At 62.1% G+C, this 25,981-nt stretch carries 25 protein-coding genes; 13 read left to right on the top strand and 12 right to left on the bottom strand.

Translation table 11 applies throughout. The annotated features are described in order from the left end of the window. Positions 1–34 precede the first annotated feature (34 nt). From IEW00_RS12675 to mazG, 8 genes are read left to right on the top strand one after another with little or no spacing between them, the layout of a single operon-like run. Complete coding sequence (locus IEW00_RS12675) at positions 35–1,177, top strand: D-alanyl-D-alanine carboxypeptidase family protein (RefSeq protein WP_188514779.1); 1,143 nt, start codon at positions 35–37, stop codon at positions 1,175–1,177. A gap of 10 nt (positions 1,178–1,187) precedes the next feature. Further along, complete coding sequence (tmk, locus tag IEW00_RS12670) at positions 1,188–1,814, top strand: dTMP kinase (protein WP_188514778.1); 627 nt, start codon at positions 1,188–1,190, stop codon at positions 1,812–1,814. 4 nt (positions 1,815–1,818) lie between these two features. Beyond that, positions 1,819–2,829, top strand: coding sequence for a DNA polymerase III delta subunit-related protein (locus IEW00_RS12665; protein WP_188514777.1), 1,011 nt, complete (start codon positions 1,819–1,821; stop codon positions 2,827–2,829). Between the two features lie 52 nt (positions 2,830–2,881). Further along, positions 2,882–4,444: a methionine--tRNA ligase gene (metG, locus tag IEW00_RS12660; RefSeq protein WP_188514776.1), complete on the top strand. Its 1,563-nt coding sequence runs from the start codon at positions 2,882–2,884 to the stop codon at positions 4,442–4,444. Beyond that, the gene (locus IEW00_RS12655) at positions 4,444–5,223 is read left to right on the top strand and encodes a TatD family hydrolase (RefSeq protein ID WP_188514775.1); all 780 of its coding nucleotides are present in this window, start codon (positions 4,444–4,446) and stop codon (positions 5,221–5,223) included. Before metG ends, IEW00_RS12655 begins: the two co-directional genes overlap by 1 nt. Then, positions 5,220–5,996 carry an MBL fold metallo-hydrolase gene (locus IEW00_RS12650; RefSeq protein WP_188514774.1) on the top strand — a complete coding sequence of 259 codons (777 nt, stop codon included), beginning with the start codon at positions 5,220–5,222 and terminating at the stop codon, positions 5,994–5,996. Before IEW00_RS12655 ends, IEW00_RS12650 begins: the two co-directional genes overlap by 4 nt. Then, positions 5,996–6,610: a retropepsin-like aspartic protease family protein gene (locus IEW00_RS12645; protein ID WP_188514773.1), complete on the top strand. Its 615-nt coding sequence runs from the start codon at positions 5,996–5,998 to the stop codon at positions 6,608–6,610. The genes IEW00_RS12650 and IEW00_RS12645 overlap by 1 nt, the downstream gene beginning before the upstream one ends. Before the next feature lie 44 nt (positions 6,611–6,654). Next, positions 6,655–7,458 carry a nucleoside triphosphate pyrophosphohydrolase gene (mazG, locus tag IEW00_RS12640; protein ID WP_188514772.1) on the top strand — a complete coding sequence of 268 codons (804 nt, stop codon included), beginning with the start codon at positions 6,655–6,657 and terminating at the stop codon, positions 7,456–7,458. Here the strand turns inward: mazG and hflX are convergent. From hflX to dusB, 7 genes are all read right to left on the bottom strand, one after another. Beyond that, a complete protein-coding gene (gene hflX / locus IEW00_RS12635; protein WP_188514771.1) occupies positions 7,453–8,760 on the bottom strand; it encodes a GTPase HflX in 1,308 nt (435 codons plus the stop codon). The two genes, mazG and hflX, sit on opposite strands and share 6 nt — an antisense overlap. Positions 8,761–8,801: 41 nt before the next feature. Further along, the gene (gene hfq / locus IEW00_RS12630; RefSeq protein ID WP_188514933.1) at positions 8,802–9,332 is read right to left on the bottom strand and encodes an RNA chaperone Hfq; all 531 of its coding nucleotides are present in this window, start codon (positions 9,330–9,332) and stop codon (positions 8,802–8,804) included. Between the two features lie 135 nt (positions 9,333–9,467). After that, a complete protein-coding gene (gene ntrX, locus IEW00_RS12625; protein ID WP_188514770.1) occupies positions 9,468–10,832 on the bottom strand; it encodes a nitrogen assimilation response regulator NtrX in 1,365 nt (454 codons plus the stop codon). 3 nt (positions 10,833–10,835) lie between these two features. Continuing rightward, the gene (locus IEW00_RS12620) at positions 10,836–13,169 is read right to left on the bottom strand and encodes a sensor histidine kinase (RefSeq protein WP_188514769.1); all 2,334 of its coding nucleotides are present in this window, start codon (positions 13,167–13,169) and stop codon (positions 10,836–10,838) included. Between the two features lie 116 nt (positions 13,170–13,285). Continuing rightward, positions 13,286–14,689: a sigma-54-dependent transcriptional regulator gene (locus tag IEW00_RS12615; RefSeq protein ID WP_188514932.1), complete on the bottom strand. Its 1,404-nt coding sequence runs from the start codon at positions 14,687–14,689 to the stop codon at positions 13,286–13,288. Continuing rightward, positions 14,689–15,798 carry a two-component system sensor histidine kinase NtrB gene (locus tag IEW00_RS12610; protein ID WP_229737019.1) on the bottom strand — a complete coding sequence of 370 codons (1,110 nt, stop codon included), beginning with the start codon at positions 15,796–15,798 and terminating at the stop codon, positions 14,689–14,691. Before IEW00_RS12610 ends, IEW00_RS12615 begins: the two co-directional genes overlap by 1 nt. Beyond that, a complete protein-coding gene (dusB, locus tag IEW00_RS12605) occupies positions 15,774–16,781 on the bottom strand; it encodes a tRNA dihydrouridine synthase DusB (protein WP_188514768.1) in 1,008 nt (335 codons plus the stop codon). Before dusB ends, IEW00_RS12610 begins: the two co-directional genes overlap by 25 nt. An 85-nt stretch (positions 16,782–16,866) precedes the next feature. Between dusB and IEW00_RS12600 the strand changes: the two genes are divergently transcribed. Genes IEW00_RS12600 through IEW00_RS12590 form a run of 3 tightly spaced genes read left to right on the top strand, consistent with a single transcriptional unit; the run spans position 16,867 to position 19,130 of the window. Further along, positions 16,867–18,063 (top strand): bifunctional 2-C-methyl-D-erythritol 4-phosphate cytidylyltransferase/2-C-methyl-D-erythritol 2,4-cyclodiphosphate synthase, encoded by a 1,197-nt coding sequence (locus tag IEW00_RS12600; protein ID WP_188514767.1) that lies wholly within the window; start codon positions 16,867–16,869, stop codon positions 18,061–18,063. An 18-nt stretch (positions 18,064–18,081) separates the two neighbouring features. After that, positions 18,082–18,630 carry a hypothetical protein gene (locus IEW00_RS12595; RefSeq protein ID WP_188514766.1) on the top strand — a complete coding sequence of 183 codons (549 nt, stop codon included), beginning with the start codon at positions 18,082–18,084 and terminating at the stop codon, positions 18,628–18,630. Next, positions 18,627–19,130 (top strand): CinA family protein, encoded by a 504-nt coding sequence (locus IEW00_RS12590; RefSeq protein ID WP_188514765.1) that lies wholly within the window; start codon positions 18,627–18,629, stop codon positions 19,128–19,130. The genes IEW00_RS12595 and IEW00_RS12590 overlap by 4 nt, the downstream gene beginning before the upstream one ends. Here IEW00_RS12590 and IEW00_RS12585 read toward each other — a convergent pair. Together IEW00_RS12585 and lipA are read right to left on the bottom strand one after the other, a co-directional pair. After that, positions 19,088–19,552, bottom strand: coding sequence for a type II toxin-antitoxin system RatA family toxin (locus IEW00_RS12585; protein WP_188514764.1), 465 nt, complete (start codon positions 19,550–19,552; stop codon positions 19,088–19,090). The genes IEW00_RS12590 and IEW00_RS12585 overlap by 43 nt on opposite strands. Positions 19,553–19,562: 10 nt before the next feature. Then, the gene (gene lipA / locus IEW00_RS12580; RefSeq protein ID WP_188514763.1) at positions 19,563–20,504 is read right to left on the bottom strand and encodes a lipoyl synthase; all 942 of its coding nucleotides are present in this window, start codon (positions 20,502–20,504) and stop codon (positions 19,563–19,565) included. Positions 20,505–20,612: 108 nt separating this feature from the next. Here lipA and IEW00_RS12575 point away from each other — a divergent pair, with 108 nt between their 5' ends. Beyond that, complete coding sequence (locus IEW00_RS12575) at positions 20,613–21,242, top strand: pyridoxamine 5'-phosphate oxidase family protein (RefSeq protein ID WP_188514762.1); 630 nt, start codon at positions 20,613–20,615, stop codon at positions 21,240–21,242. Between the two features lie 38 nt (positions 21,243–21,280). Next, on the top strand, positions 21,281–22,039 hold the full coding sequence (locus IEW00_RS12570) for an NYN domain-containing protein (RefSeq protein ID WP_188514761.1): 759 nt from the start codon (positions 21,281–21,283) through the stop codon (positions 22,037–22,039). A gap of 9 nt (positions 22,040–22,048) precedes the next feature. Here IEW00_RS12570 and guaA read toward each other — a convergent pair whose 3' ends face one another. The 3 genes from guaA to IEW00_RS12555 form a co-directional block, all read right to left on the bottom strand. Continuing rightward, positions 22,049–23,614 carry a glutamine-hydrolyzing GMP synthase gene (gene guaA, locus IEW00_RS12565; RefSeq protein ID WP_188514760.1) on the bottom strand — a complete coding sequence of 522 codons (1,566 nt, stop codon included), beginning with the start codon at positions 23,612–23,614 and terminating at the stop codon, positions 22,049–22,051. A gap of 33 nt (positions 23,615–23,647) precedes the next feature. Then, entirely contained in the window at positions 23,648–25,207 is a 1,560-nt protein-coding gene (locus IEW00_RS12560; protein ID WP_188514759.1) for a class I adenylate-forming enzyme family protein, read from the bottom strand. A gap of 105 nt (positions 25,208–25,312) precedes the next feature. Next, positions 25,313–25,840, bottom strand: a complete 528-nt coding sequence (locus IEW00_RS12555; RefSeq protein WP_188514758.1) for a YajG family lipoprotein — start codon at positions 25,838–25,840, stop codon at positions 25,313–25,315. Between the last annotated feature and the right edge of the window lie 141 nt (positions 25,841–25,981).

Raw genomic sequence — 25,981 nt, 5'->3', positions numbered from 1 at the left:
CGCATTCCCCCTCGATCAAATTCATGAGAAACAGATGAAAACCCCGATTATTGGTCTTGCCATGTTCTCGCTGCTGGCGACCCCGCTGGCGGCGGCTCCCAGCTATGTCTCCGAGGCACCCATCGCCTATATGACCGACCTCTCATCGGGCGCGGTGCTGTTTGCACGCGATGCCGACCGGCAGATTCCGCCCGCGTCGATGGCCAAAATGATGACCGTCTATGTTGCGTTCGATCTGCTCAAGAAGGGTGAGATCAAGCTCGATCAGACGATGACCGTATCGCCCGAGACATGGCGCAAATGGAACAACCAGGGCTCCAGCATGTTTCTGGCGGTCGGCAGCCAGGTGACGGTTTCCGATCTTCTCGACGGCGTCGTCACGTTGTCAGGCAACGATGCCTGTGTCGTGCTTGCAGAGGGGATTGCCGGGTCCGAAGAAGCGTTCGTCGATATGATGAACAAAAAGGCCAGAGAGATCGGCCTTGCCAACAGTCTTTTCGGCAATAGCAATGGCTGGCCCGACGAGGGGCTTACCCAGGTCACCGCGCGCGATCTGGCACAGCTTGCTTCCGCGACGATCCGCAACCACCCGGGACTATATAAGCGCTTCTATTCCAAGGGCAGCTTTACCTGGAACGGCATCACCCAGCCCAACCGCGATCCGCTGCTGGGCAAGGTCGATGGCGCTGACGGCCTCAAGACCGGCCATACCGAGGAAGCGGGCTACGGCTTTACCGGCTCGGCCGAGCAGAACGGGCGCCGGCTGGTGATGGTGGTCGCCGGATTGGACAGCTACAACGGCCGTGTCGATGAATCGGTCCGGTTCATGAACTGGGGCTTCAGGTCCTGGAAATCGGTTCCGTTGTTCGCCAAGGGCCGCAAGGTGGATACTGCGCCCGTACAATTGGGGAGCGTGCGCGAACTGACGCTTGTCGCCCCGCGTGATCTGGCGCTCACGCTGCCGCGCACTGCCGATACCGACAAGGTGACGCTCAAGGTTGTTTATCAGGGCCCGCTCAAGGCCCCGATCGCCAAGGGCCAGCAGGTCGCAACCCTGGTCGTCTCCGCGCCTGACATGGAACAGCAGGTGATGCCCCTGGTCGCAGGCGAAGCCGTCGATGAGGCGGGCTTCTTCGGCCGCCTCTGGGCCGGTATCCTGTCGTTTTTCGGAGGCTGAGGACGCCAGCATGCGCGGGCGCTTCATCTCGATCGAAGGTGGCGAAGCGGTCGGCAAATCGACGCAGATCAGGCTGCTTGCCGAAGCGCTGAGAGCGGATGGCCGCAAGGTCACGATTACCCGCGAGCCCGGAGGTACCGAGAGTGCCGAGGCGATCCGGACTCTGCTGCTCGAAGGCGGCGCCGACCGGTGGAACGCCCGCAGCGAGGCATTGCTGTTTGCCGCTGCGCGCGCCGATCATGTCGCGAGGCTAATCCGGCCCGCGATCGAGGCCGGCGGATGGGTGCTCTCCGACCGCTTCATCGACAGCAGCCGCGCCTATCAGGGGGTCGCAGGAGGGCTGGGTGACGAGGCTGTCCTCGCTCTGCACCAGTTCGGATCGCAGGGCTTTCTGCCCGATTGCACCTTGCTGCTCGAACTTCCGGCAGATGAAGCCGCACGCCGCGCGACCTTAAGGGATGGCGCTGGCAGTGATCGGATCGGCGGGCGCGATGCCGCCTATCACGCATCGGTCGCGCAGGCGTTCCGCACATTTGCGGCAGCCGAACCCGAACGTTTCCACGTGATCGATGCCAGCGGTGAAAGCCACGCGGTGCAGGCGCGGATTATCGCAGCGCTCGCGCATCTGGCGGCGTGACGTCATGACGGCTTCCTTCGGGCAATGGATGGGGCATGCGGCGCCGGAAACGACGGTTTTGCGCGCGTTTCAGTCGCGAAGGCTGCATCATGGCTGGCTGCTTGCTGGGCCAGAAGGCATCGGCAAACGCAGCTTCGCGCTGGCTGCTGCGGCGCATTTGCTGACCCGCGAGCCCAGCTTTGCCGCCGATCATTTCGGGGGTGATCTAGACAGCGCATCGGGCCGCTTGCTCGTGCAGGGCAAGCATCCCGATTGCCACTACATCACTCTGGGTCCGCAAAACGACAAGGAAGCGCGCAAGGCCGAGGACGGCAAGCCCTATGATCTGGCGCGCAACATCAAAGTCGATCAGATCCGGGCGCTGCAAAAGCGGTTAACGGTGCGCCCCAGCCTGGCCGAGCGCCGGGTGATCATTTTCGATTCGGCCGATATGCTCGAACGCGGCGCCGCCAACGCCTTGCTCAAGAGCTTGGAAGAGCCGCCTGCCGACACCGTTTTTCTGCTGATCGCGCACAATCCCGGGCGCCTGCTGCCGACGATCCGCTCGCGATGCCTGGTGCTCGATTTTCCTGCGCTGAGCGATACCGATATGGCCGAGGCCCTGCGTGCCGCGCGGCCCGAGCTCCCCGACGCAGAGATTGCTGCCTTGGTAAGGTTGGGGCAGGGCGCTCCGGGGCAGGCGCTCAGCTTCGCCGGCCTCGATATGGCGCGGATCGATGGCTTGCTCAGCGAAATCGCGGACCATGGCGACCGCGATCATCGCGCGCGGATTGCGCTCGGCGCGCTGGTGGCCAACAAGGCCAACCGCGATCGTTTCCAGGCGCTGCTGCATTATGCACCGCGCTTTGCGGCTCGCCGGATCCGCACCTTGCGCGACGACCGGCTGCCCGATGCGATTGGGGCTTGGCAGGACATCGGCAGCCTGGCCTCACGCGCGGTGTTGCTCAATCTGGATGCGGCTGCGGTCGCGTTTCAAATTGGCGGGTTGCTGGCAAGGCTGGCCCCGCCTAGATAGGCGACGACCGGCCAGCAGGCCACCACCCGAACGAACGGCAGACAGAACCGCCATGGGCGAACCCTATTACATCACCACCGCGATCAGCTATCCCAATGGCCGCCCGCATATCGGCCATGCCTATGAGGCGATCGCCGCCGACGTCATCGCGCGCTTCCAGCGGCTCAATGGTCGCGACGTCCGCTTCCAGACCGGGACTGATGTCCACGGCCTCAAGATGCTGCAAAAGGCGCGCGAACTGGACACCACACCGCGCGCACTGGCGGATGAAATGTCTCAGTATTTCAAAGATATGTGCGATAGGCTTGATGTCAGCTATGATCGCTTCATCCAGACATCCGAAGACGATCATCACCGCGCCAGCCAGGCGCTGTGGTCGGCGATGGAAGCGCGGGGTGACCTGTATCTCGATCGATACGAAGGCTGGTACTCGGTCCGTGACGAAGCGTATTATGCCGAAGACGAACTGGTCGATGACGGGCAGGGGGGCAAGCAGTCACCCCAGGGTACCCCGGTTGAATGGACCGTCGAGGAAAGCTGGTTCTTTAAGCTCGACGCGTATCAAGACAAATTGCTCGCACTGTACGAGGAGCATCCCGAGTTTCTCCAGCCCGACACCCGCCGCAACGAGATTGTCAGCTTCGTGAAAGGTGGCCTGCGTCCACTGTCGATCTCGCGCACCAGCTTCGACTGGGGGGTCAAGGTGCCCGGCAGTGATGGGCACGTCATGTACGTGTGGGTCGATGCGCTGACCAACTATCTCACCGGGCTAGGGTATCCAGATGACACCGGTCTGATGCGCAAGCACTGGCCAGCCGATCTGCATCTAATCGGCAAGGATATCGTGCGTTTCCATGCAGTCTATTGGCCCGCGTTTCTGCTCAGCGCAGGTATTGCAGTGCCCAAGCAGGTTTTCGGCCACGGCTTCCTGCTCAACAAGGGCGAGAAGATGTCGAAGTCGGTCGGCAATGTCGTCGATCCATTCGCGCTCGCCGATGCCTTCGGCGTTGATCAGCTCCGCTACTTCCTGTTGCGCGAGGTCAGCTTCGGACAGGATGGCAGCTATTCGCCGCAAGCCATTGCAATGCGGTCGAATGCCGATCTGTCGAACAGTTTCGGTAATCTGGCGCAGCGCATCCTGAGCTTCATCGCAAAGAACCTCGATGGCCATCTGCCTGCGATCCACGGAAACCATCCTGCCGACACCGCCTTGTTTGATGTGCTGGCCGATGCCTTGCAAGTGGAAATGCCCAAGGCGTTCGAGGAACTATCGCTGTCGCAAGGCATCGAGGCATGGATGCGCGCGGTGTTTGCCTGCAACGCCTATGTCGATGAACAGGCGCCCTGGGCGCTCAAGAAGACTGACCCCGAGCGGATGCAGACCGTGCTGGCGACGTTGTTCATCGCCATCGCCCAGCTTTCGATCGCGATCTCGCCGGTGATCCCCGGCAGCGCCAAGGCGTTGCTCGATCATATGGGTGTGCCTGATGACGTTCGCTCGCTGGCCGCAATGGGATCGCACTGGTACTCGGCGCTGGCCGAGAGCGATTATCAGGTCGGCGTGCCCAAGCCATTGTTCCCGCGCATCGATCTGCCAGCCGAAGACGCCGAGTGATGCTGGTCGATTCGCACTGTCACCTGAACTACAAGGGCATGGCCGAGCAGCAGGCTGACCTGCTCGCAAGGGCGCGTGCAACTGGTGTGACCGCGATGCTCAACATCTCGACCCGCGCGAGCGAATGGGATGCGGTTACCGCTACAGCCCACCGCGAGGCCGATGTCTGGGCAAGCATCGGTATCCATCCGCATGAGGCCGATGCGCATGCCGATATCGATACCGCGCGTCTGGTCGCCCGCGCCGAGACCGACGACCGCGTCATCGGCATTGGCGAGACCGGGCTCGATTATTATTACGACCATTCGGATCGCGACCAGCAGCGCCGCAGCTTCATCGCGCACATTGGCGCATCGCGGAGCACTGGCTTGCCTTTGATCATCCACACCCGCGATGCAGAGGACGATACCGCCGCGATCCTGGCCGATGAAATGGGGAAGGGTGCCTTCCCCGCGTTGATCCACTGCTTCACCGCGAGCGCAGATTTCGCGGCCAAGGTGCTGGATCTGGGGCTTTATATCTCGATATCAGGGATCGTCACGTTCAAGAACGCCAAGGACCTCCAGGCGGTCGCGCGGGAAATTCCTGCGGACCGGCTGATGGTCGAAACCGACGCGCCATTCCTCGCGCCGGTGCCGCATCGCGGCAAGCAGGGCGAGCCCGCGTTCGTAGCTGACACGGCGCGGTATGTCGCAGCGTTGCGTGATGAACCCTATGAGCAATTGTGCGAAACCACTTCGCAGAACTTCTATCGCCTGTTCAGTCGGGCGCGGCCGTGAAGGCGATCCTGCTGGGATCGGGCACGTCTGGCGGCGTGCCCCGGATCGGCAACGATTGGGGGGCATGCGACCCGCAAAATCCACGCAACCGGCGGTCACGGGTTTCGATGATCGTCGAGCATGCCAGGCAGCGTATCCTGATCGATACCTCGCCGGACCTCAGGAACCAGTTGCTGGCGCAGGACATCGCTGCGCTTGATGCGGTGATCTGGACGCATGATCATGCCGATCATGCCCACGGCATTGATGATCTGCGCGCTATCTACCATCGCAGCCGCAAGCCTTTGCCAGGCTATGGTCGAAGCTATGCCTTGCAAAGCCTAAGCAGCCGTTTCGACTATGTTTTCGTCGGCGGCGACGGCTACCCAGCGATCGTCGCCCCGATTGATCTGCAGGATGATCTCGACATCTGCGGTCTGCGGGTCCGTTGTGTCGATCAACCGCATGGGCCGGTGCTTTCGACTGGCCTGCGTTTCGATGCTGATGGAATGTCAGTGGTTTACGCGACGGACTTCAGCACGATTACCGATGATATGGTCGGGCTTTATGCTGGGTGCGATCTGCTGGTCAGCGATTGCCTGCGGTATGAAAAGCATCCCACGCACGCCAGCGTGGATATGGCGCGCGAGCTGGCCGCGCGGTGCGGCGCGGGTCACACGGTGTTGACCCATATGGATAAAAGCCTCGATTATGCGACGCTGTGCGCGGAACTGCCCAACGACATAGAACCGGGCTATGACGGCCTGGTCATCGACCTTTCGAGATACGCTTAATGGGTGAGAGTGAAACCGCCGGTTTGATCTACAGCCTGTTGCTGCTGGTGCTTGTCGGAAGCGCGCTGGTGTCACGCAGCCTGCCGATTGGCCAGACGCTCAAGATGGCGCTGGGCTGGGTCGGCATTTTTGCGCTGATATTCTTGCTGGTGAGCTTTCGGCCCGAATTGAAGGTGATCTGGCAACGCGTGACCGGTGAGCTTGGCCTCAGCAGCGCGCCGGCAATCAGCGGAGAACCGACCACGCTGCGCAAGAGTGACGACGGCCATTTCTGGGTCAACGCGCAGGTCAACGGCGCGCCGGTGCGGTTCATGGTCGATAGCGGTGCGAGCTATACCGCGCTATCTGTCGATGCCGCGCGCAGTGCGCGGGTTGAGCCTGATGCGTTTTCGATGAAGGTGGTGCTGGGGACCGCCAACGGAATCGTCGAGGCAGACCGTGGAACGGTTGCCGATCTGCAGGTCGGATCGCTGGCGATGAAGGATCACGCAGTTGTCGTTGCCGCAGCGTTTGGCGATACCAATGTGCTGGGAATGAATTTTCTTTCGGCGCTGGAGAGCTGGCGGGTTGAGGGTGACAGAATGATCCTGACGCCCAAGAGCACTAACCGATGAATGCGCTATAATTTAACATAATATATATTATCGGACTTAAAGATATGGCCAACCAGCAAGACCCGACCGATCAGTCTGACGCTCCCCCCATCGCGGCCGTACCGCTCGACCGGCTGGTTTCGATCATGGCGCGGCTGCGCGATCCCGATGCCGGTTGTCCGTGGGATGTCGCCCAGACCTTCGCAACGATCGCGCCATACACCATCGAAGAAGCCTATGAGGTCGCTGACGCCATAGAGCGTGACGATATGGCTGCGCTCAAGGACGAACTCGGCGACCTGCTGCTCCAGGTCGTGTTCCACAGCCGCATGGCCGAGGAAGCTGGCCATTTCGCGGTCGGTAACGTCATCGATGCGATCAGCGACAAGATGATCCGCCGGCATCCCCATATCTTTGCCGACCAGTCGCTCGAGCAATGGGATTGGGAAGCGATCAAGACCGAGGAACGCCATGACGCCGGCGCGACCAGCGCGATGGATGGTGTCGCGGTGGCGTTGCCCGCCTTGATGCGTGCGCAGAAACTGCAGAAGCGCGCCGCGCGGACCGGGTTCGACTGGCCTGACGTCATGGGTGCGGTCGAGAAGATCGGCGAGGAAATCGAGGAACTGCTCGATGCCGAAACCGAAGCCGAGCGGGTCGACGAAGCCGGCGACCTGCTGTTTGCCGCGGTCAACATGGTCCGGCACATGGGAGTCAGCGCCGAAGATGCGCTACGGGCAGCCAACGCAAAATTCGAACGCCGTTTCCGCGCGATGGAAATCGATGCCGGCGATGCCTTTGGCGGGCTTTCGCTCGCGCAGAAAGAAGAGCTGTGGCAGCGCGCCAAGCGATCGACACGCGCGCTATAGCGCCTGGAACCGGCCCCAGTCCTTATCCGACAAGCGGACCGAAAGTGCGACCTGATCGCCCTGCTCATGCGATTCCAGTACTTCGCCATGCGCGTGCAGCCAGGCAAGCTTCTGCCCGTCATGCTGCGGCAGGCTCACCGGATATACGCGGTGCCCGATGACCAGTGCAGCAGACGCGGTGCGCAGCAGTTCGGAAACCCCCTCTCCGGTCAACGCTGACATCGGACAGACCGTGCGATCATCGGGAGCGGTTTCGAGCAGAAACGCGCGTGTGTCCTCATCCAGCGCGTCCCATTTGTTCCAGGCCTCGATCATCGGAACTGCAAGCCCCTGGCCCGCCAGCACCGGATCGAACTCGAGCCCCAGATCGGTGAGGATCGCCTCGACCGATTCACCCTGCATCTGCGCCTCGGGGTGCGACATATCGCGGACATGGATAATCAGATCGGCCGACAGAACCTCTTCGAGCGTCGCACGGAAGGCTGCGACCAGCTCGGTGGGCAGATCCGAGACGAAGCCCACGGTGTCGGACAGAATGACCTTTTCGACGCCATTCAGACGGATTGCGCGCATCGTCGGGTCGAGCGTCGCAAACAGCAGATCCTCAGCCATTACATCGGCATGCGTCAGCCGGTTGAACAAGGTGGATTTGCCCGCGTTGGTATAGCCGACCAGTGCGACCACCGGCCATGGGGCCTTCTGCCGGCGCTCTCGGTGCAATCCGCGGGTTCGTTTGACCTGTTCGAGTTCGCGGCGCAGCTTGGCCATGCGATCACGGATCATCCGGCGATCGGCCTCTATCTGGGTTTCGCCCGGGCCGCCCAGAAAGCCGAAACCGCCACGCTGGCGTTCAAGGTGGGTCCAGCTGCGCACCAACCTGCCCGCCTGATAATCAAGATGCGCGAGTTCGACCTGGAGGCGACCTTCGGCAGTCGCGGCGCGCTCGCCAAAGATCTCAAGGATCAGCCCGGTTCGGTCGATGACCTTGACCTTGAGCCGTTCTTCCAGATTGCGCTGCTGGATCGCCGACAGGCTGCCGTCGACGATCAGCAGTTCGGCGTCCTCATCCTGGAGACTGGCCGCTATGATATCCACCTGCCCGCCGCCAAACAGCGTTGCCGGCCGAGCGGTGCGGATACGGAATGCATGCGATGCACAGACCGATATCCCGATCGCCAGCGCGAGGCCACGGGCCTCCTCCAGCCGGGCATCGGAATCCACCGCGCCGCGTCGACCGAGATCGGGATAAGCAATGACAGCGCGGGTACCGCGCACGAAATCAAGAGCATGAGGGTCGTTCAAACTTCAATATATTCCTTTTGTCCGGCCCCACGATTGCAAAATCAATCGTCTTCGCCTTCGGTCTCGCTCCAGTCACCGGTCAGATCGACAGGCGCATTGGGCTGCACGGTCGAGACAGCGTGCTTATAAGCAAGCTGTGCCATCCCTTCACGTTCGAGCAGCATGCAGAACAGATCATATGCGGCGACCTTCCCCTGCAGCATCACGCCGTTGATCAGGAACATAGTCACCGGAACACCGGTTTCCTGAACCGTGCGCAGGAACACTTCCTGCAGGTTGCGGTTCTTGGCGCTCTTTGCACCCATCAATCCGGCAAAAATGCCAAGATCAATCGGTTGCGCTGGCATAACTGTAGAAATCGCATGCTTGTAGACCAATTGCGACTGCCCATCGCGCCGAAGCATGACAGAGAAGTTGTCGAACCAGGTCACGATACCTTGGAGTTTTACGCCTTTGACCAGAAACATGGTCACTGGAATCTTGGATTTCCTCAGGGAGTTGAGGAACACATCCTGAATATTTTGAGCCTTTTCGGTCATTTTTGACCCCCGGTCTTGGCGATGACGTTGCATCACGGTTCATGAAAAGCCAGCTCGTCACGTTCGGCGCTGTCTGCGGCCCACAGCCGCCCTATATACATAGTGTGCAACCTTCACCTCGCCTAGGCCCAGTTTACCGCTTTTGCAGTTTACTGTTCGCACAGGTGATTACCGGTCGTGCAATCCCAACAGCTTAAGCTTGCGGTGCAACGCCGAGCGTTCCATTCCGATGAACTCTGCTGTCTTGGAGATGTTGCCTGAAAAGCGTCGGATCTGGATTTTCAGATATTCACGTTCGAAGCTTTCGCGGGCTTCGCGCAACGGCACCCCCATCAGGCTCGAAATACCCGCCGCACGCCCGCCGTCTCCCTGCACTAATTCAGGTGGCAGCATGTCGACGTCGATGCTCGATAGCCGTCCTCGTGGCGCCAGGATGATGGTGCGCTCGATGACATTGCGCAGCTGGCGGACGTTGCCGGGCCAGTTGTAGCTTTGCAGCGCTGCCATGGCTTCGCTGCTGGTTTCGGGCGGCGTGACACCGTGCTCGCTCGCGAACCGGGCAACGAAATGCTCGACCAACGGCGGAATGTCATCGCGCCGTTCGGTGAGTGCGGGAATTTCGACAGGGACCACGTTCAATCGGTAGAACAGATCTTCGCGGAACCGCCCTTCGGCGATTTCAAACTCCAAGTTGCGCGAGGTCGCCGAGACGAACCGCACATCGACCTTGATTGGCCGCGTGGCACCCACCCGCGAGAAGCTCTGGTCGGTCAGCACGCGCAGGATCTTGGCCTGCGTCGATTCAGGCATGTCGGCGACTTCATCCAGAAACAGCGTGCCGCCATGCGCACGTTCGAGCAGCCCCGACGTCGCGACCCTGCCCTGGTCTTCTTCGCCGAACAATTCCTGCTCGAACCGATCGGGAGTCATGCGGGCTGAATTGACCGTGACAAACGGCCCTCCCGATCGTCCGCTCCAGCTGTGCAACAGGCGCGCTGCTACCTCCTTGCCCACGCCTGCAGGCCCGGTGATCAGCAACCGGCTGCCGCTGTTGGCGACACGCTTGAGTGTTGCGCGGACCGCGTTGATGGCGCTCGAACTGCCGGTGAGTTCATCCGAGATCCCGAGCTTTTCCCGTAGCTGCGCATTTTCGCGACGGAGCCGGGCAGTTTCTGTGCCGCGGGCGACCATGTGGATCAGCCGCTCAGCCTCGAAAGGCTTTTCGATGAAGTCCATCGCTCCACGCGAAACGGCAGACACTGCGGTGTCGATATTGCCATGCCCGGAGAAAATGATCACCGGAAGGTCGGCATCGCGCGCTTTGATCTCGTCGAGCAGTTCAAGACCATCAAGCTTGCTTCCCTTGAGCCAAACGTCGAGCAACACCAATGACGGCCTGCGCTCATCGATTGCCGCGAGCGCGGCATCGCTGCCGCCTGCGGTACGGCAGCTATAGCCCTCGTCTTCCAGCACACCCGAAACGAGGTCCCGGATGTCGCGCTCATCATCGACGATTAGGATTTCCAAAGGCATGGCTTACGTACTTTCTTCATCCTGCGCAGTGCGGCTCAGTTCGCTTTGACGGCGTCCGGTGGTCGCCCCGATCATGGTGGGCTTGCGCGATCCGTCTGCCCGCTGCTCGGACAGGACGCTGTCGGCATCCTGCAGCGCACTGGCACGCAGCAAGTCGACATCCATTCTGATGATCACGCGGGTACCGCCGTCGTCATTGGGTTCGAAGGCAAGATCACCGAAATGCTCCTCGATGATCTTTTTCACAATAGCGAGGCCAAGGCCGGTCCCCTTCTCGCGGGTTGTCATATACGGCTCGACGATGCGGTCACGGTCTGCAGGAAGCCCGATGCCGTTATCGTCCAGCGTCATCACCAGATATTGGTTCTGACGCGTCACGGTGGCGCTGACCAAGCCAGCATGGCCTTCTTCGCCCAGTTGCCGTGCCTCGATGGCTTCGACCGCATTCTTGAGGATATTGGTGATCGCCTGCCCGATCTGGCGTCGGTCGCAATGCAGATCGCTGCCCTCATGCACGCCTTCGGTGGCGAACTGGATGCCTGGGTGCGCCACTTCCTGAAGAAAGATCGCTTGCCTGACGAGGTCGAAGAAATTCTCCTCGCGGAACACCGGCTTGGGCATCCGGGCGAACGATGAGAACTCGTCGACCATGTTGCGCAGATCCCCGACCTGCCGCACGATGGTATCGGTCAGTTGAACAAACGTCGGGTCATCCTCGCTGACCTTGCTGGCATACCGGCGCTTGAGACGCTCGGCGGCAAGCTGGATAGGGGTGAGCGGGTTCTTGATCTCGTGGGCAATGCGCCGCGCAACATCCGACCATGCCGCCTGCCGTTGATCGACCAGTTGCTGGGTGATGTCCTCGAAGGTGATCACCATGCCATAGGGCTCGCGTACCGCGCGCACCGCCAGGGTGAGCAGGTCATTGCCACGCGAATACTGGATCACCGCCTTTTCGGTGCCGTCAGACGCGAGTCGCGCAAACGGTGGCGAGATGCTCGACAGCGTGCATCCCAGACACTGCTGGCCATCGATCAGCAGCAGCCGTTGCGCGGTGCTGTTCATCAAGCGGACCATGCCCATCGGGTCGATCGAGATCACCCCGGCGCTGACCGATTCGAGCACGGCCTCGGTAAACGCACGCCTATCGTCAAGCTGGCTGTTGGCGCGGATCAGCGCAGAGGTCTGCTCCGAAAGCCGGCTCGCCATGCGGTTGAAAGCCCGGCCCAGCACACCGACTTCGTCGGTGCGGTTGGCGGTATCAACCCGCGTGGCAAAATTTCCGGTACTGATGTCACGGGCAGCGCTCGCCATATCGGTCAGCGGTCGCACCATCCGGTCGGCAAACTTGAGCGCAGCCCACAATGCGACCGCCACGAGCAGCAATGAGACCACGAACAGGGCGATGTTGAAGCGGACCTGCAGGTTCTGCGACCGGGCGAACAGGGCCTTGTAATCGGACAGCACCGTCTGCGCGCGTTCCCACTGGCTGAGCGCCAACTGGTTCGATGCGCGTGCAACGTACAGGTAGACCTGAGCCTGCTTGTCGAGTTGGGTGACCACCTCGATCCGGTCGGACTCGGCAGAGACTACCGCGGTCTCACCGGCTTCCAACTGGCGAACGATCTCTGGGGTAACCCTGTCCGACGATGTGCGGTTGTCCGGGTCGACGATCGCGGCAGTGCGGATCACGCCATCTTCACCGATCTCGACGATCGCGGATTCGTTCATCTTCCGCCCGACGACCTGGAAAATATAGGCCTCAGCAAACTCCGGGCTGTCGATGCGTGTCTGTTGCAAATATTCGCGCAGGTCGCTTGCCATCGCGACGGTCTCCGCAGCCACGTCACGGCGTCCCTCCTCGTAATAACCGCGCGCCAGATCATTGGCGTTCTCGAGCATCCCGCGTGCGCGGTCCGAAAACCAGAACTCGACGCCGTACTGGAACAAAAGCGAGGTAATCACGACAACCAGCAGCATCGGGATCGAGGAGATTAGAGAGAACAGCGCGACGAACCGCACGTGGAGCCGCCCGGTACCCTGTTCGCCACTGGCATTGGCCCTGCGGATCGCAACCCGCCTTCCGATCAATGCGAGAAGCGCCATCGCGGGCACTAGGTTTCCGACCAGCAGACTTGCGGTGATCGGTGCAGGTACCATCGCCTGTCGGCCCTGGTAGCTGCTCACCAGCCACCAGGAAAAGCCGATCATTACCGCGAGCAGAACCGCAAAGCCGATTTCCAGCGCAGGAAACAGGCTGCCCTTGCGCATCATGACGGCATAGCGGCGCGCAAGGCGGCTCTTGTTGGGTTGGGGTAATGCGGATGACGCAGGCATAGTTGTCAGTTTACAACAGTTGCGTTGCCAGAATACAAGGGGTTTCGCTTGTAACCCCCGATTGTCGCCGCATATTGCACCCGCTTCAACGCACGGGTGTCGATCGCTCGTGTCGGCTAGACGCTGGCAAGCCCGTGTTCGACCAGTTTTTTCCGCAGTGTATTGCGGTTGATGCCCAGCATCGCGGCAGCCTTGACCTGATTGCCATCGCATTGGCGCATGATCGATTGCAGTAACGGAATTTCGAAGGCCGCCAGAGCCCGATCATAAACCGTACCATGCTCGGGCCGTTCGGTGAGCAGGAACCGGGTGACCGCCTGGATAAAATCGCTCTCCTCTCGCCGGGGTTCGCCGCCGAGCGCCGGTTCGGTAAAGATGCTGCCCAAGGCTTCCGCCGTGATCTGATCGTCGCGGCTCATGATGACCGCACGGAACACTAGGTTTCGAAGTTCACGCACATTGCCGCGCCAGTTACGCCGCTGCATCGCGGCGATCGCGTTTTCGTTGAAGCTGCGCCGCGGGAGACCCTCGTGCACCGCAAGCGCAAGGAAATGCTCGACCAGCGCCGGGATGTCGCTCAGCCGTTCGCGCAAGGGCGGAAGCTCAATCGGAACGACATTGATCCGGTAATACAGATCTTCGCGGAATAGTCCTGCCTCGATCAGCGGGCCGAATGGCTTGTTGGTCGCCGCCAGAAAGCGCACATCGAGCTCAATTTCGCGATGGCCACCGACGCGGGTGATTCGCCCGGTCTGCAATGTGCGCAGCAGCCGGGTCTGCGCCTGCATCGGCATGTCGCCGATCTCGTCGAGAAACAATGTGCCACCATGGGCTTGTTCGAATTTGCCGATGGATTGCGCCACCGCCCCGGTGAACGCCCCCTTCTCGTGCCCGAAAAGCTCGGATTCGATCAGCTCGGCAGGGATGGCAGCCATGTTGACTGCCACGAAAGGCCCCTGTTTGCGATGGCCCAGCTGATGGATCGCCTCGGCCACAAGCTCCTTGCCGGTGCCGGATTCGCCCAGGATCAGCACTGACAGGTCGTTGCGCAGCACGCGGGTGATCATCCGGTACACGGTCTGCATCGGCGCGCTGCGGCCGACCAGCGGCAGCCCGCTATCGGCGGGATCGGCATCCAGGTTGCCCCCAGTGTCGCCGCTGCGGGCGATCGCCTGCAGCACCGCGCGGATCAGCTCGTCCAGATCGAACGGCTTGGGGAAATACTCATATGCCCCCGCCTCGCTGGCGCGCACTGCGGTATCGAGCGTGTTCTGTGCCGACAGGACGATGACCGGCGTCTCTGGGTGGCGTTCGAGCACCACGTCCAGCGTCGCGATGCCATCGCCGTCTTCGAGCATCACGTCGGTCAGGATCGCGGCATAGCGTTTGGTGCCGATCAGCACATTGCGCCGGGCTATCGAGGTGCAATGGTCGACCGCACAGCCCTCAGCCTCAAGCGCTGCCATGATCACCTGGCTGATCGCTCGATCGTCTTCGACCAGAAGCACGGATTTTCCCATCACGTCTGGTTCTCCTGAGCGGCGAGTGGCAGAAACAGCCGGAAGTTGGTCAGCCCAGCCTGGGCATCGCGTTCGTGGACGATCCGCCCGTTCATGTCGCGCACCAGCTTCTGCACCAGCGCGAGGCCCAGCCCTTGCCCGGTCTTCTTGGTGGTGACGAAAGGCGAGAAGATGTCTTCGGCAATATCGGCATCGATGCCCGGACCATTGTCGCTGACGCGGACCTCCACTGGCAACCGGATGTAGCTGTTGTTCCGCGACAGCCGCAGCCGCACACCGGACACGAACTTGGTGGTCAGCGTGATGCAGCCATCCTCCTGCCCCTCCATCGCCTCGCGTGCATTGGTGATCAGGTTGAGCAGTACCTGCACCAGATTGTCGACGTCTGACAGCACCGGCGGGATCGACGGATCGAACTGCTCGACAAAGCGCACCGAACCGGGATGCGCGGTCTCGACGATCTCGCGCACCCTCGCCAGTGGTTCGTAGATGTTGCACGGCTGGACCGGGGCCGCTGTACGCCGGGTCAGCGATTGCATCTGGTCGATCAACAGGGCGATGCGATCGACCTCTGCAGTGATCAGTCCGGAAAGCCTCCGCCCAGCGCCGTCGAGTTGGCGTTCGATCAGCTGCGCGGCGCCTTTGATGGCCGCCAACGGGTTCTTGATTTCGTGCGCCAGAATATCCGGCCCACGCACCGCAAACCCTTCGGCAGATGGTTCGCTATCGAAAAGCGGGGATCCTGCGCCCGATTCACTGAGCACCAGCAACTGCCACCCCTCCCCCACCGGACTGAGCGAGATATCGACCTTGCGGACGCTGTAGCGGCCGATCTGCACGCGCATGCCATGCGCCGCCAGATTGGTGTCGGGTTGGTCGAGCGCCAGAGCGATGCGCGTGTCATCGAACCGCAGGAACTCGGACAATGGCCTGCCGATCAGCCGGCGAGCGCTCTGCTCGAGCATGTTTTCCGCAGCAGCATTTGCGGCCGCAATCGACCGATCGGCATGCAGCATGACCACCGCCATCGGCAGGCTCTGCAGCTGTGCGGCGGCATCGGGAGCCCGTCCGGTCAGCGGCTCCATCAGGCGGCGGCGCGGCGCAGCCATGGGCGATAGAACTCGCCGAGCATTGCGATCACCGTATCGGGATTGTCGATCTGGTTCATCTTGTTGCGCAGTTCGGCCGATCCGGTCAGCCCCTTGGTATACCAGCCCAGGTGCTTGCGCGCGATCTTGACGCCGACGTCGCTGCCGTAATGCGCGAGCATCGCGTGATAATGCTCGATGATCAGATGAAACTGTTCGTCGAGATCGGGATCGGGCAGCGTTTCTCCGGTGCGCAGCGCATGCATCACCTGCCCCAGAAGCCAGGGCTTGCCATAGGCTCCGCGCCCGATCATCACGCCATCCGCGCCGCTTTGTTCCAGCGCGGTGCGGGCATCCTCGACGCCGCAGATGTCGCCGTTGACGATCACTGGCAGCTTGACCGCAGCCTTGACCCTGGCGACGAATGCCCAGTCGGCCGAGCCCTTGTACATCTGGTTGCGGGTACGCCCGTGGACGGTGATCAACTGTGCACCCAGGTCTTCGGCAATGCGCGCGAGTTCGGGCGCGTTGAGGCTGTCATGGCACCAGCCCATCCGCATCTTCACCGTCACCGGGACCTTGACCGCCTTGACTGTTGCTTCGATCAGGCTTGCTGCCAGCGGTAGATCGCGCATCAGCGCCGACCCGGCATCGCCATTGACCACCTTCTTGACCGGGCAGCCCATGTTGATGTCGATAATCGCCGCGCCGCGGTCTTCGTTGAGCTTGGCGGCTTCGGCCATTTCCTTGGGGCCACATCCTGCAAGCTGCATCGACACCGGCTCTTCGACCGGGTGCCACGCGGCCTTTTGAAGCGATTGGCGGGTCTCGCGGATCATCGCCTGGCTGGCGATCATCTCGGTGACGTTGAGCCCCGATCCATAGCGCCGCACCAACGTGCGGAACGGCATGTCGGTCACGCCGGTCATCGGTGCCAGGATCACCGGCTCGGCGATCTGGAGCGAACCGATGTTGATCGGCTTGAGGGCTGGGCTGTGCGTCATGATCAAATGTGCCTAATATTTAGGCAGGCCCATAATCGCAAAGCGACTGGCGGGCAAGCGGCACTTGGTCTATTGCCCGCGCCCGATGCACGATGCGCCCAGCCTTTCGAGCGACACCCCTCGCCTCGCTGCCCTGATCGTGGCGGCGGGCCAGGGTCTGCGCGCTGGCGGTGATATTCCAAAGCAGTTCGCTGATTATCAGGGCAAGCCGCTGCTGCGCCATAGCGCCGAAGCCTTTGAGGCCTGGGATGCCGCGCCGGCGATCTTTGTCGTCATCGGCGAAGGGCAGGCCGCGCTGGCCGAGGCCGCGCTTGCCGAGTTGAACGATATCTTTTTCGTCACCGGCGGTACTGAGCGCAGCGATTCGGTCCGGCTGGGGCTGCTGGCGATCGCGGCACGGGGCGGCGCGGACCGTGTTTTCATTCACGATGCCGCACGCCCGCAATTGTCGGTCGATGTGCTCGACCGGCTGAATGTCGCGCTGGATCAGAATCCCGGCGCGGTGCCTGTGCTGCCCGTCGTCGACAGCATCGCCCGCGGTGCCGACGGCGTCATAGAGCAGGCCGTCGAACGTGCGCATCTTTGGCGGATCCAGACCCCACAGGCGTTTCACTTCGATGCCGTGCTGGCTGCGCATCTCGCCTGGCCATCGGACCAAGCCGCGACCGATGACAGCCAGATCGCCCGCGCGCATGGCCTCGCCGTCGCATTGGTCGAAGGCGATGAAGCGCTTGCCAAGATTACCTTTGCCGAGGACTTTGCTGTGCCACACGCCCCTGTCCCTCCATCCGCACCGTCGATGATGGTCCGCACCGGGATCGGCTATGATGTCCACCGCCTCGCCAGCGGCGAGGAGCTGTGGCTGGGCGGTATCCGGATCGAGCACGACAAGGGTCTGGCCGGACACAGCGATGCCGATGTCGCGTTGCATGCCATCACCGATGCGCTGCTGGGTGCGTTGGCGCTGGGCGATATCGGCGAGCACTTTCCTCCCAGCGATCCGCAATGGCGGGGCGCAGATTCGGCGCAATTTCTCGCACACGCTGCATCATTGGTTAAGGCGAAGGGGGGCACAATCGCCAACATCGATCTCACAATCATCTGCGAGGAACCGAAAATCGGCCCGCACAAAGCTTCCATTCAGCAACGCATCGCCAATATCCTCCAGCTGCGCCCCGACCAGATCGGGGTGAAGGCCACGACGACCGAACGTCTGGGTTTCACCGGGCGCGGCGAAGGAATCGCGGCACAGGCGGCGGCCAGCATCATGGTCGCCGGATAACCCTACAGGACACGCAATATGACACGATACACTCTGGTTACCCGGTCGGCAGCTCTGCTTGCGATGACGGGCGCATTGGCTGGCAACACCGTCGCTGCCCAAACCGCAGCATGCCTGACGTCAACTGATGCTCAGTCGGTTGCGGTCGCCGCATTGCCGGACGCGCTGGCCAGCGCACGCCGTGCCTGCCTGCCGCACCTTCCGGCATCTTCGGCTCTGGCCAGATCGGGTACCCGGATCGCGCAGGTGTATCAGCCTGCTGCTGACCGGGCATGGCCAAGTGCGGGGCGCGCCTTTATGGCTGCGGTTGAACTGCCGCTGCCCCCGGGCACCGATCCGCAGCTGATCCGCCCGCTGATGACCGCTGCGATTTCAAGCTTGGTCGAGCAGGAGGTCAAGCCCCAGGACTGCAGGGCAGTCGATGATTTCTACAGCGCGCTCGAACCGCTTCCCCCTGAAAATATGGGTAAGCTGCTGATCGCGCTGATGAAGCTCGACGAATCTTCAAAGAAGCCCGGCGAATCGTCAAAAAATCCATTCAAGATTTGCAAGGACGTTACCCAGTGAAAACGCTGCTGCCACCGACTCTGACGGACCTTGCCGCGCGTGTGGTGGCCGAAAACGCAGCCATCGGACGCCGGATTGTGCTGGCGGAAAGCTGCACCGGCGGCCTGGTGTCGGCTGCGATCACTGAGATTCCAGGGAGCTCGGATGTGCTCGATCGCGGTTTCGTGACCTATTCGAATGACGCCAAGATCGAGTCGCTGGGGGTCAGCGCCGAGCTGGTCGATACCTTCGGTGCGGTTTCTCCCGCAGTAGCGTGGGCGATGGCGCGTGGCGCGCTCAAGCACTCGGATGCTGATGTTGCGGTTGCAATTACCGGGGTTGCAGGGCCAGGCGGTGGTACCGAAACCAAGCCAGTCGGAACCGTGGTGTTTGCGTGCGCGATCCGCGGACAGAATGAAAACGACATCAGCGCCGAGCAGAAGAACTTTGATCCGACGCTCAGCCGCGCCGAAATTCGTCAGGAAGCTGCGATGGCGGCGCTCGAGCTGTTGTTGCCGTAGAGTTCCTGGGCCCGGGTTTCGAACGCGCCAACCATCTTGCGGAACGCTCGGTCGAAATACTGCCCCGCCAGCGTTTCAAACAGCCGGTTCTTGAAGGTGAACGAGACGTAGAAATCGACGGTGCAGCCGCCCTTGCCGTCGCTGGCAAACTGCCAGACATTCTCGAGGTTTTTCAGCGGTCCATCGAGATATTCGACCTCAATCCGCTGGCCTGGAACCTTGCGTACCAGCGACGTGAATTTCTCACGGAGCTGCTTGAAGCCGACGACCATGTCGGCGACCATCTCGACATCGGTGTCCGACTTCACCCGGGTCGCGATCACCCAGGGCAGGAATTCCGCATAGCGCGCCACATCGGCGACCAGATTGTACATCTGATCGGGGCTCCATTGCAGGTACCGGGTCTCGCGGTGCGATGGCATGGGTCTACCTCTACCTCGCCGCCTGCCGCGCCAGCTTTGCCTCGCGCGCGGCGCGCATTTCGGCAAAGTCCTCGCCGGCGTGATAGCTCGAGCGGGTCAGCGGGCTTGATGCGACCTGCAAAAAGCCCTTGGCGCGCGCGATCGCGGCATAGGCATCGAACGCCTTGGGGGTGACGAAATCGATGACCTTGGTGTGCCGCGGTGTCGGCTGCAGATATTGGCCCATCGTCAGGAAATCGACATCTGCAGAGCGCATGTCATCCATCACCTGATGCACTTCCAGCCGCTCTTCGCCCAGTCCCAGCATGACGCCGGACTTGGTGAAGATCGAAGGATCGAGCCGCTTTACGGTTTCGAGCAACCGCAGCGAGGCATAATAGCGCGCGCCCGGGCGGATGGTCGGATAGAGCCGGGGCACCGTCTCGAGGTTATGGTTGTAGACATCGGGACGCGCAGTGACGATCGCCTCGACCGCGGCTTCGTGCTTGTTGCGGAAGTCGGGCGTCAGGATCTCGATCGTGGTATCGGGCGTAGTGCGCCGCAGAGCCTCGATCACCTTGACGAACTGGCTGGCGCCGCCATCGGCCAGATCGTCGCGATCGACCGAGGTGATGACGATGTGCTGCAGCCCCATCTGCGCAGCCGCATCGGCGACGTGCTGCGGTTCCTTGAGATCGACCACGCGGGGCATGCCGGTCTTGACGTTGCAAAACGCGCAGGCGCGTGTGCAAACATCTCCCAGGATCATCACCGTGGCGTGTTTCTTGGTCCAGCACTCGCCGATATTGGGGCACGCGGCTTCTTCGCAGACGGTGTTGAGGTTGAGGTCGCGCATCAGCTTGCGGGTTTCATTGAATCCCTTGCTGGTGGGTGCGCGCACCCGGATCCAGTCCGGCTTGCGGACACGGGCGGGACGACCTTCTGGGCTTTCGATGGGGGTGACTTCATTCATGCACGCGCTTTAGCGCAGCCCTGAACGCACTTCCACTGGTAAAAGCGAAGCGGCGATCACACCTATGCGCGAGGCGGCCCGGCCTGCGCCGCACCAACGAATGGGGACATGATGGAAGCCGCTAATTTGCTCGACCTTGCAGACGATCTCGATGCCGTGCTGGCCGATGTCTGGCAACGGCTTGGTCGCGCCGCCAAGGATCGGCGGGCCGCGATGCACACCCCGGTTGTTGCGACGATTGCGCACGATGGCGCGCCGAGCCAACGGGTTATGGTGCTGCGCGCGTTTGATCGTGCCACTGCGACCCTGCGTTTCCATACCGATTCCCGCGCAGCGAAGGCCGATCAGGTCGGTGCTGGCAGTCCGGTATCGATTCTGGGATATGACGCGGGGGCCAAACGGCAGTTCAGGCTGACCGGAACAGCACGCGTGGAAACCGACACGCCCGCCGCCGACCACGCCTGGGCCGAGGCAACGTTGTTTGCAAAGCGGTGCTATCTTGCCGACCCTGCACCGGGGACAGTTTCGGACGTGGCAGTATCAGGGCTTGCCGCCGACATCGAAGGTCGCAAGCCCGAGGACGAGAAGGAGGTAGCTCCCGGCCGGCCCAATTTCGCGCTTTTGATGGCGGAAGTTCATACGATCGAGTTTCTCCACCTCGCGCACACCGGGCACCGTCGGGCAATGTTCCGCAAATCGGCTGACGGGGCATGGCAAGGGCAATGGCTGGTGCCATGAGCCGTTGCATTTGATCAGCTCAGCGGCCAATTTCAGGCATGACCAAGGAAATACCTCCAAACATCGCGCTGCTGATCGACGCAGACAATGCCAGCCCCGCCGGGATCGACCCGGTGCTCACCGTTCTGGCAGAGCTGGGCACCGTGAACATTCGCCGCGCCTACGCCAACTGGCGCAAGCCCGCGCTCAAGGGCTGGGCAGATATCGTGCACAAGTTCGGCATCGAACCGCAGCAGCAGTTCGATCTGACCAAGGGCAAGAACGCGACCGACATGAAGATGACCATCGACGCGATGGACTTGCTGTTTCGTGGCCGAGTCAACGGCTTCGGCATCATGAGCTCGGATAGCGATTTCATGCCGCTCGCCCAGCGCATTCGCCAGGACGGGCTGCCGGTTTACGGTTTTGGCGGCGACAAAACGCCCGAGGCGTTCAAGCAGGCCTGCACCCGCTTCATCGATGTCAATGCGCTGATCAAGGTGCAGGGAGCGGAGAAGAAAGCCGACAGTGCCGCCGCCGCTAAAGGAAATGCGAAGCCGGATACCAAGCCCGCAGCGGGCGGCGCCAGCATCGACGAGGACGTGATCCAGCTGCTGATCGACGCCTATCAGGCGAGCAAGCGTGACGAACGCGGCTTTGCCTCACTGAGCGAAGTCGGCAAGATCGCGGGCAACCGGTCGAGCTTCGACGTGCGCAACCACGGCTTCCCGCGCCTGCTCGACATGTTCGAAGCCTCGCCCCAGTTCACCACCGAGCGCCGCGACAATGGCGGGCTGTTCGTCAAGCGGCTGCGTTGATCCCGACGTTCATTCCCATTCGATCGTGCCCGGCGGCTTCGACGTGTAGTCATAGACCACACGGTTGATGCCCTTGACCTCGTTGATGATCCGCGTCGCGGTGCGTTGAAGAAAGCTGGAATCGAACGGATAGATATCCGCCGTCATGCCGTCGGTGCTGGTCACGGCGCGAAGCGCGCATACGTTGTCATAGGTGCGGCCATCGCCCATCACGCCCACGGTCTTGACCGGCAGCAACACCGCAAACGCCTGCCAGATCGCATCATACAACCCGGCGTTGCGGATCTCGTCAAGATAGACAGCGTCGGCCTTGCGCAGGATATCGCAACGCTCGCGAGTCACCTCCCCGGGGATGCGGATGGCAAGGCCGGGTCCGGGGAATGGATGGCGACCGACGAACACATCAGGCAGCCCCAGTTCGCGGCCCAAGGCGCGCACCTCGTCCTTGAACAGTTCGCGCAAGGGTTCGACCAGCTTCATGTTCATGCGCTCAGGTAGGCCGCCGACATTGTGGTGGCTCTTGATCGTCACCGAAGGCCCACCGGTGAACGACACGCTTTCGATCACATCAGGGTAGAGCGTACCCTGCGCCAGGAACTCGGCGCCGCCGATCTTGCGGGCTTCGGATTCGAACACATCAATGAAGGTCTTGCCGATGAACTTGCGCTTGAGCTCGGGATCGGTGACCCCGGCGAGGCCGCCCAGAAACAAAGCTTCGCATTGCACATGCACAAGCGGAATGTTGTAATGGCCCTTGAACAGGCTGACAACTTGGTCCGCCTCGCCCAGCCGCATCAGGCCATGATCGACAAACACGCAGGTCAGCTGGTCACCGATGGCCTCGTGGATCAGTACGGCTGCGACCGCGCTGTCGACTCCGCCGGAAAGCCCGCAGATCACGCGTGACTTGCCGACCTGCTCGCGGATCTCGGCGATTTTGGCGGCCTTGAACTCGGCCATCGACCAGTCGCCGCGGCATCCGCAAACGTGGCGCACGAAGTTGGCGATCAGCTTGCCGCCATCGGGGGTATGCACGACCTCGGGATGAAACTGCATCGCATAAAAGCAGCGCTCGTCGTCGGCGATGACCGCGAACGGCGCGCCTGGCGAAGATGCGACCGCGCGGAAGCCGGGAGCAAGCTCGGTGACCTTGTCGCCATGGCTCATCCAGACCTGATGCGCCTCGCCTTCCTTCCACAGCCCGTCGAACAGGCGGCAGCGATCGGTGATCTCGATGAAGGCACGGCCGAATTCGCCGCCCTTGTCGCCGCCGCCCTCGACGTTGCCGCCAAGCTGCCTGGTCATCACCTGCTGGCCATAGCAAATGCCCAGGATCGGTAACCCGGACTGCAGGATGACATCAGGAATGCGCGGGCTGTCTTCGTCGATGACCGATGCCGGGCTGCCGGACAGGATGATCCCCTTGGGCTTCAGCCGATGAAACGCCGCCTCAGCGGTGCTGAACGGGGCGATCTCGCTATATACCCCCGCCTCGCGCACCCGGCGTGCGATAAGCTGCGTCACCTGGCTGCCGAAATCGACAATCAGAACGGATTCGTCATGGGCTATGGTCATGCGTCTGCCGATAGTTTGAGCAGCACGCCAAGTCTAGCCTGCAGTCTGAGCCAGCATCGCCCTCAGATCAGTCTTCAGGACCTTGCCGATGTGGCTGCGAGGCAGCTCGTCGATCGGGTGGAGCGCGGACAGGCGCTGGGTCTTGCCGAGTTCGGCGTTGACGTTCGCCAGCAGCGCATCGAGGTCCAGCGGCGCGCCCGGTGCTGCGACGACAAAACCGACCGGGGTCTCGCCCCAACGCTCGGATGACATCCCGACGACTGCGGCATCGGCGACGCCCGGCTGCTGCATCAGGATTTCCTCGAGATCCTTGGGATAGATGTTGAATCCGCCCGAGATGATCATGTCCTTGGCGCGGCCGACGATCTGGACGAAGCCGTCCTCGTCGACGATCCCGATGTCGCCCATCTTGAACCACAGATTGCCGTCCGCATCGCGCCACTCCATGTCGCGGGTTTTGTCGGGCTGGTTCTTGTAGCCGCTCATCATCGTCGGCGAGCGGCCGACCATCTCGCCCTTCGATCCGGGAGGAAGCTCGTTGCCCTCTTCGTCGATGACCTTGAGGTCGTGGCCCTTCACCGGCTGGCCGACAGTGTGCAGCTTGTCGGGGAAATTATGCGCCTGGAGCATGCACACCACCCCGCCCTCGGTCATCCCGTAGATTTCGACAAGACCACCAGGGAAGCGGCGCAGCACCTCGGCCTTGAGTTCGGCGCTGAACGGCGCGCTGGTACAGAACTTGATCTGCATCGAGGACAGATCGTGCGCATCGAAACCGGGATCGTTCATCAGCCGCTGATACTGCACCGGCACCAGCATGGTGTGCGTGGCGCGCATCTGCTGGGCGGCGTCCAGCCATTGCCCGGCATCGAACTTGCCCATCAGCCGCGCCATACCGCCATGCACGATCGTCGGCAGGAAAACGGCCAGCGTGGTGTTCGAATAGAGCGGCGTCGAAAGGATCGAGCGCGCGTTTTCGCTGTAGATCGCCTGGAAACCGGTAACCGACTGCCGCCAGCGCATACCATGCGAATGGACGATGCCTTTGGGCGTGCCTGTGGTGCCACTGGAATAGATGATGTTGAACGCATCACCGGGGAGCGGCGGCGCGATGTCTGGCACGGCGCCCTGGGCGGCCATCCATTCGCCCAGCGCCGGCGCGTCGGTGCCAGCGCTATCGAGCATGATGTGCTGCGCCGACCCCAGATCCACCTCGCTTGTCAGCAGTTCGCTGCGCTTTTCGGAATCGATGAACAGGTGGATCGCACCCGAATCGGCGAGCATGTTGGCGAGCTGCCGCGGGGTCGCACTGGTGGTCAGCGGCGCGGCGCATCCGCCTGCGCGGATTGCGGCGAGATAGGCCAGGGCATAAGGGATACCGGTGATGCCCAGGATCGCGACCGCCTGCCCGCGCTGCAGCCCATCGTCGAGCAGTTGCACTGCCATCCGGTCAATCCGCGCCGAAAGTTCGCCCCAGCTGATTTGGGTTTCGCCATCATCGAGCGCGAGCGCATCGGGCCGCTGCTTGCCCCATTCGGCAACGATCCCGGGCCAGTTGCCGAATTCCCGTTCGAGCTGTGCGCTGATATCCATCCAAGGCCTCTCCCGGCGGCTTGCTTGCCGCTTGCTTGGGGAGGTTATGCCCAGAGCGGCGTCGCGTGGAAAGCAACAATCGCGCTATATCGAAGGGCCGGGCGATCAGTTGGCGACCGATGCCACGAAGGTGTTCTCCACCCAGCCGCTAAGGCACGGGCCGGAATAGGGCTGCTTGGTGCGGACAGGCCGCGTTACCCCGCACTCGACCGCGGGCGCTGCAGCAGGTCCCGTATCATCCACAGGTGGCGCTGCAGCGCCCTGTGGTACTGCCGAGCTTGCGGGGAACTGTCCGACAACGACGCCAAGCCATTGCTGGTCAAGACTACGGGTGCAGACGAACACCTCGGTGTCGTCGGTCAGCGCGCCGACCTGCCTGGCGCCTTCGAACGGTGCGTCGCGTACCGGCAGTTCATCCCCGCGCAATCCGCCGACGCGCCCACGCCCCTGGCAGGCGGCGAACCGCGCGCCTCCCTCGCCAATGGTCACCGGACGCGCGGTCGGGCTCGCCTCTGAGGCGCCCAGACGCTCTCCGGCGGCCTGACCGCCCGGCGCGCGCCGTTCGGTCGGCTCGGGATCGGCGCAACCGGCGACGATCAGCATTGCAAGTACGGGTATCGAAATGGCTTTCATGGGCTGGTTATAGGTGATCGAGGCTATCATTCAAGCAAGCTGCGCCCGATGCCCGGCAACCGGGTTTCGATGCGCCAGCCTATGCGCGAAAATATGTGCAAAACCGGCCAGTTCCGCTTGGGTTTCGGGGCTCGCGCGGCT

It is taken from the genome of Blastomonas aquatica, from assembly GCF_014639875.1.
Classification (GTDB): Bacteria; Pseudomonadota; Alphaproteobacteria; order Sphingomonadales; family Sphingomonadaceae; genus Blastomonas; species Blastomonas aquatica.
The sequence above is the reverse complement of the archived record's forward strand: the minus strand, read 5'-3'. Positions and strand labels throughout refer to the sequence as shown.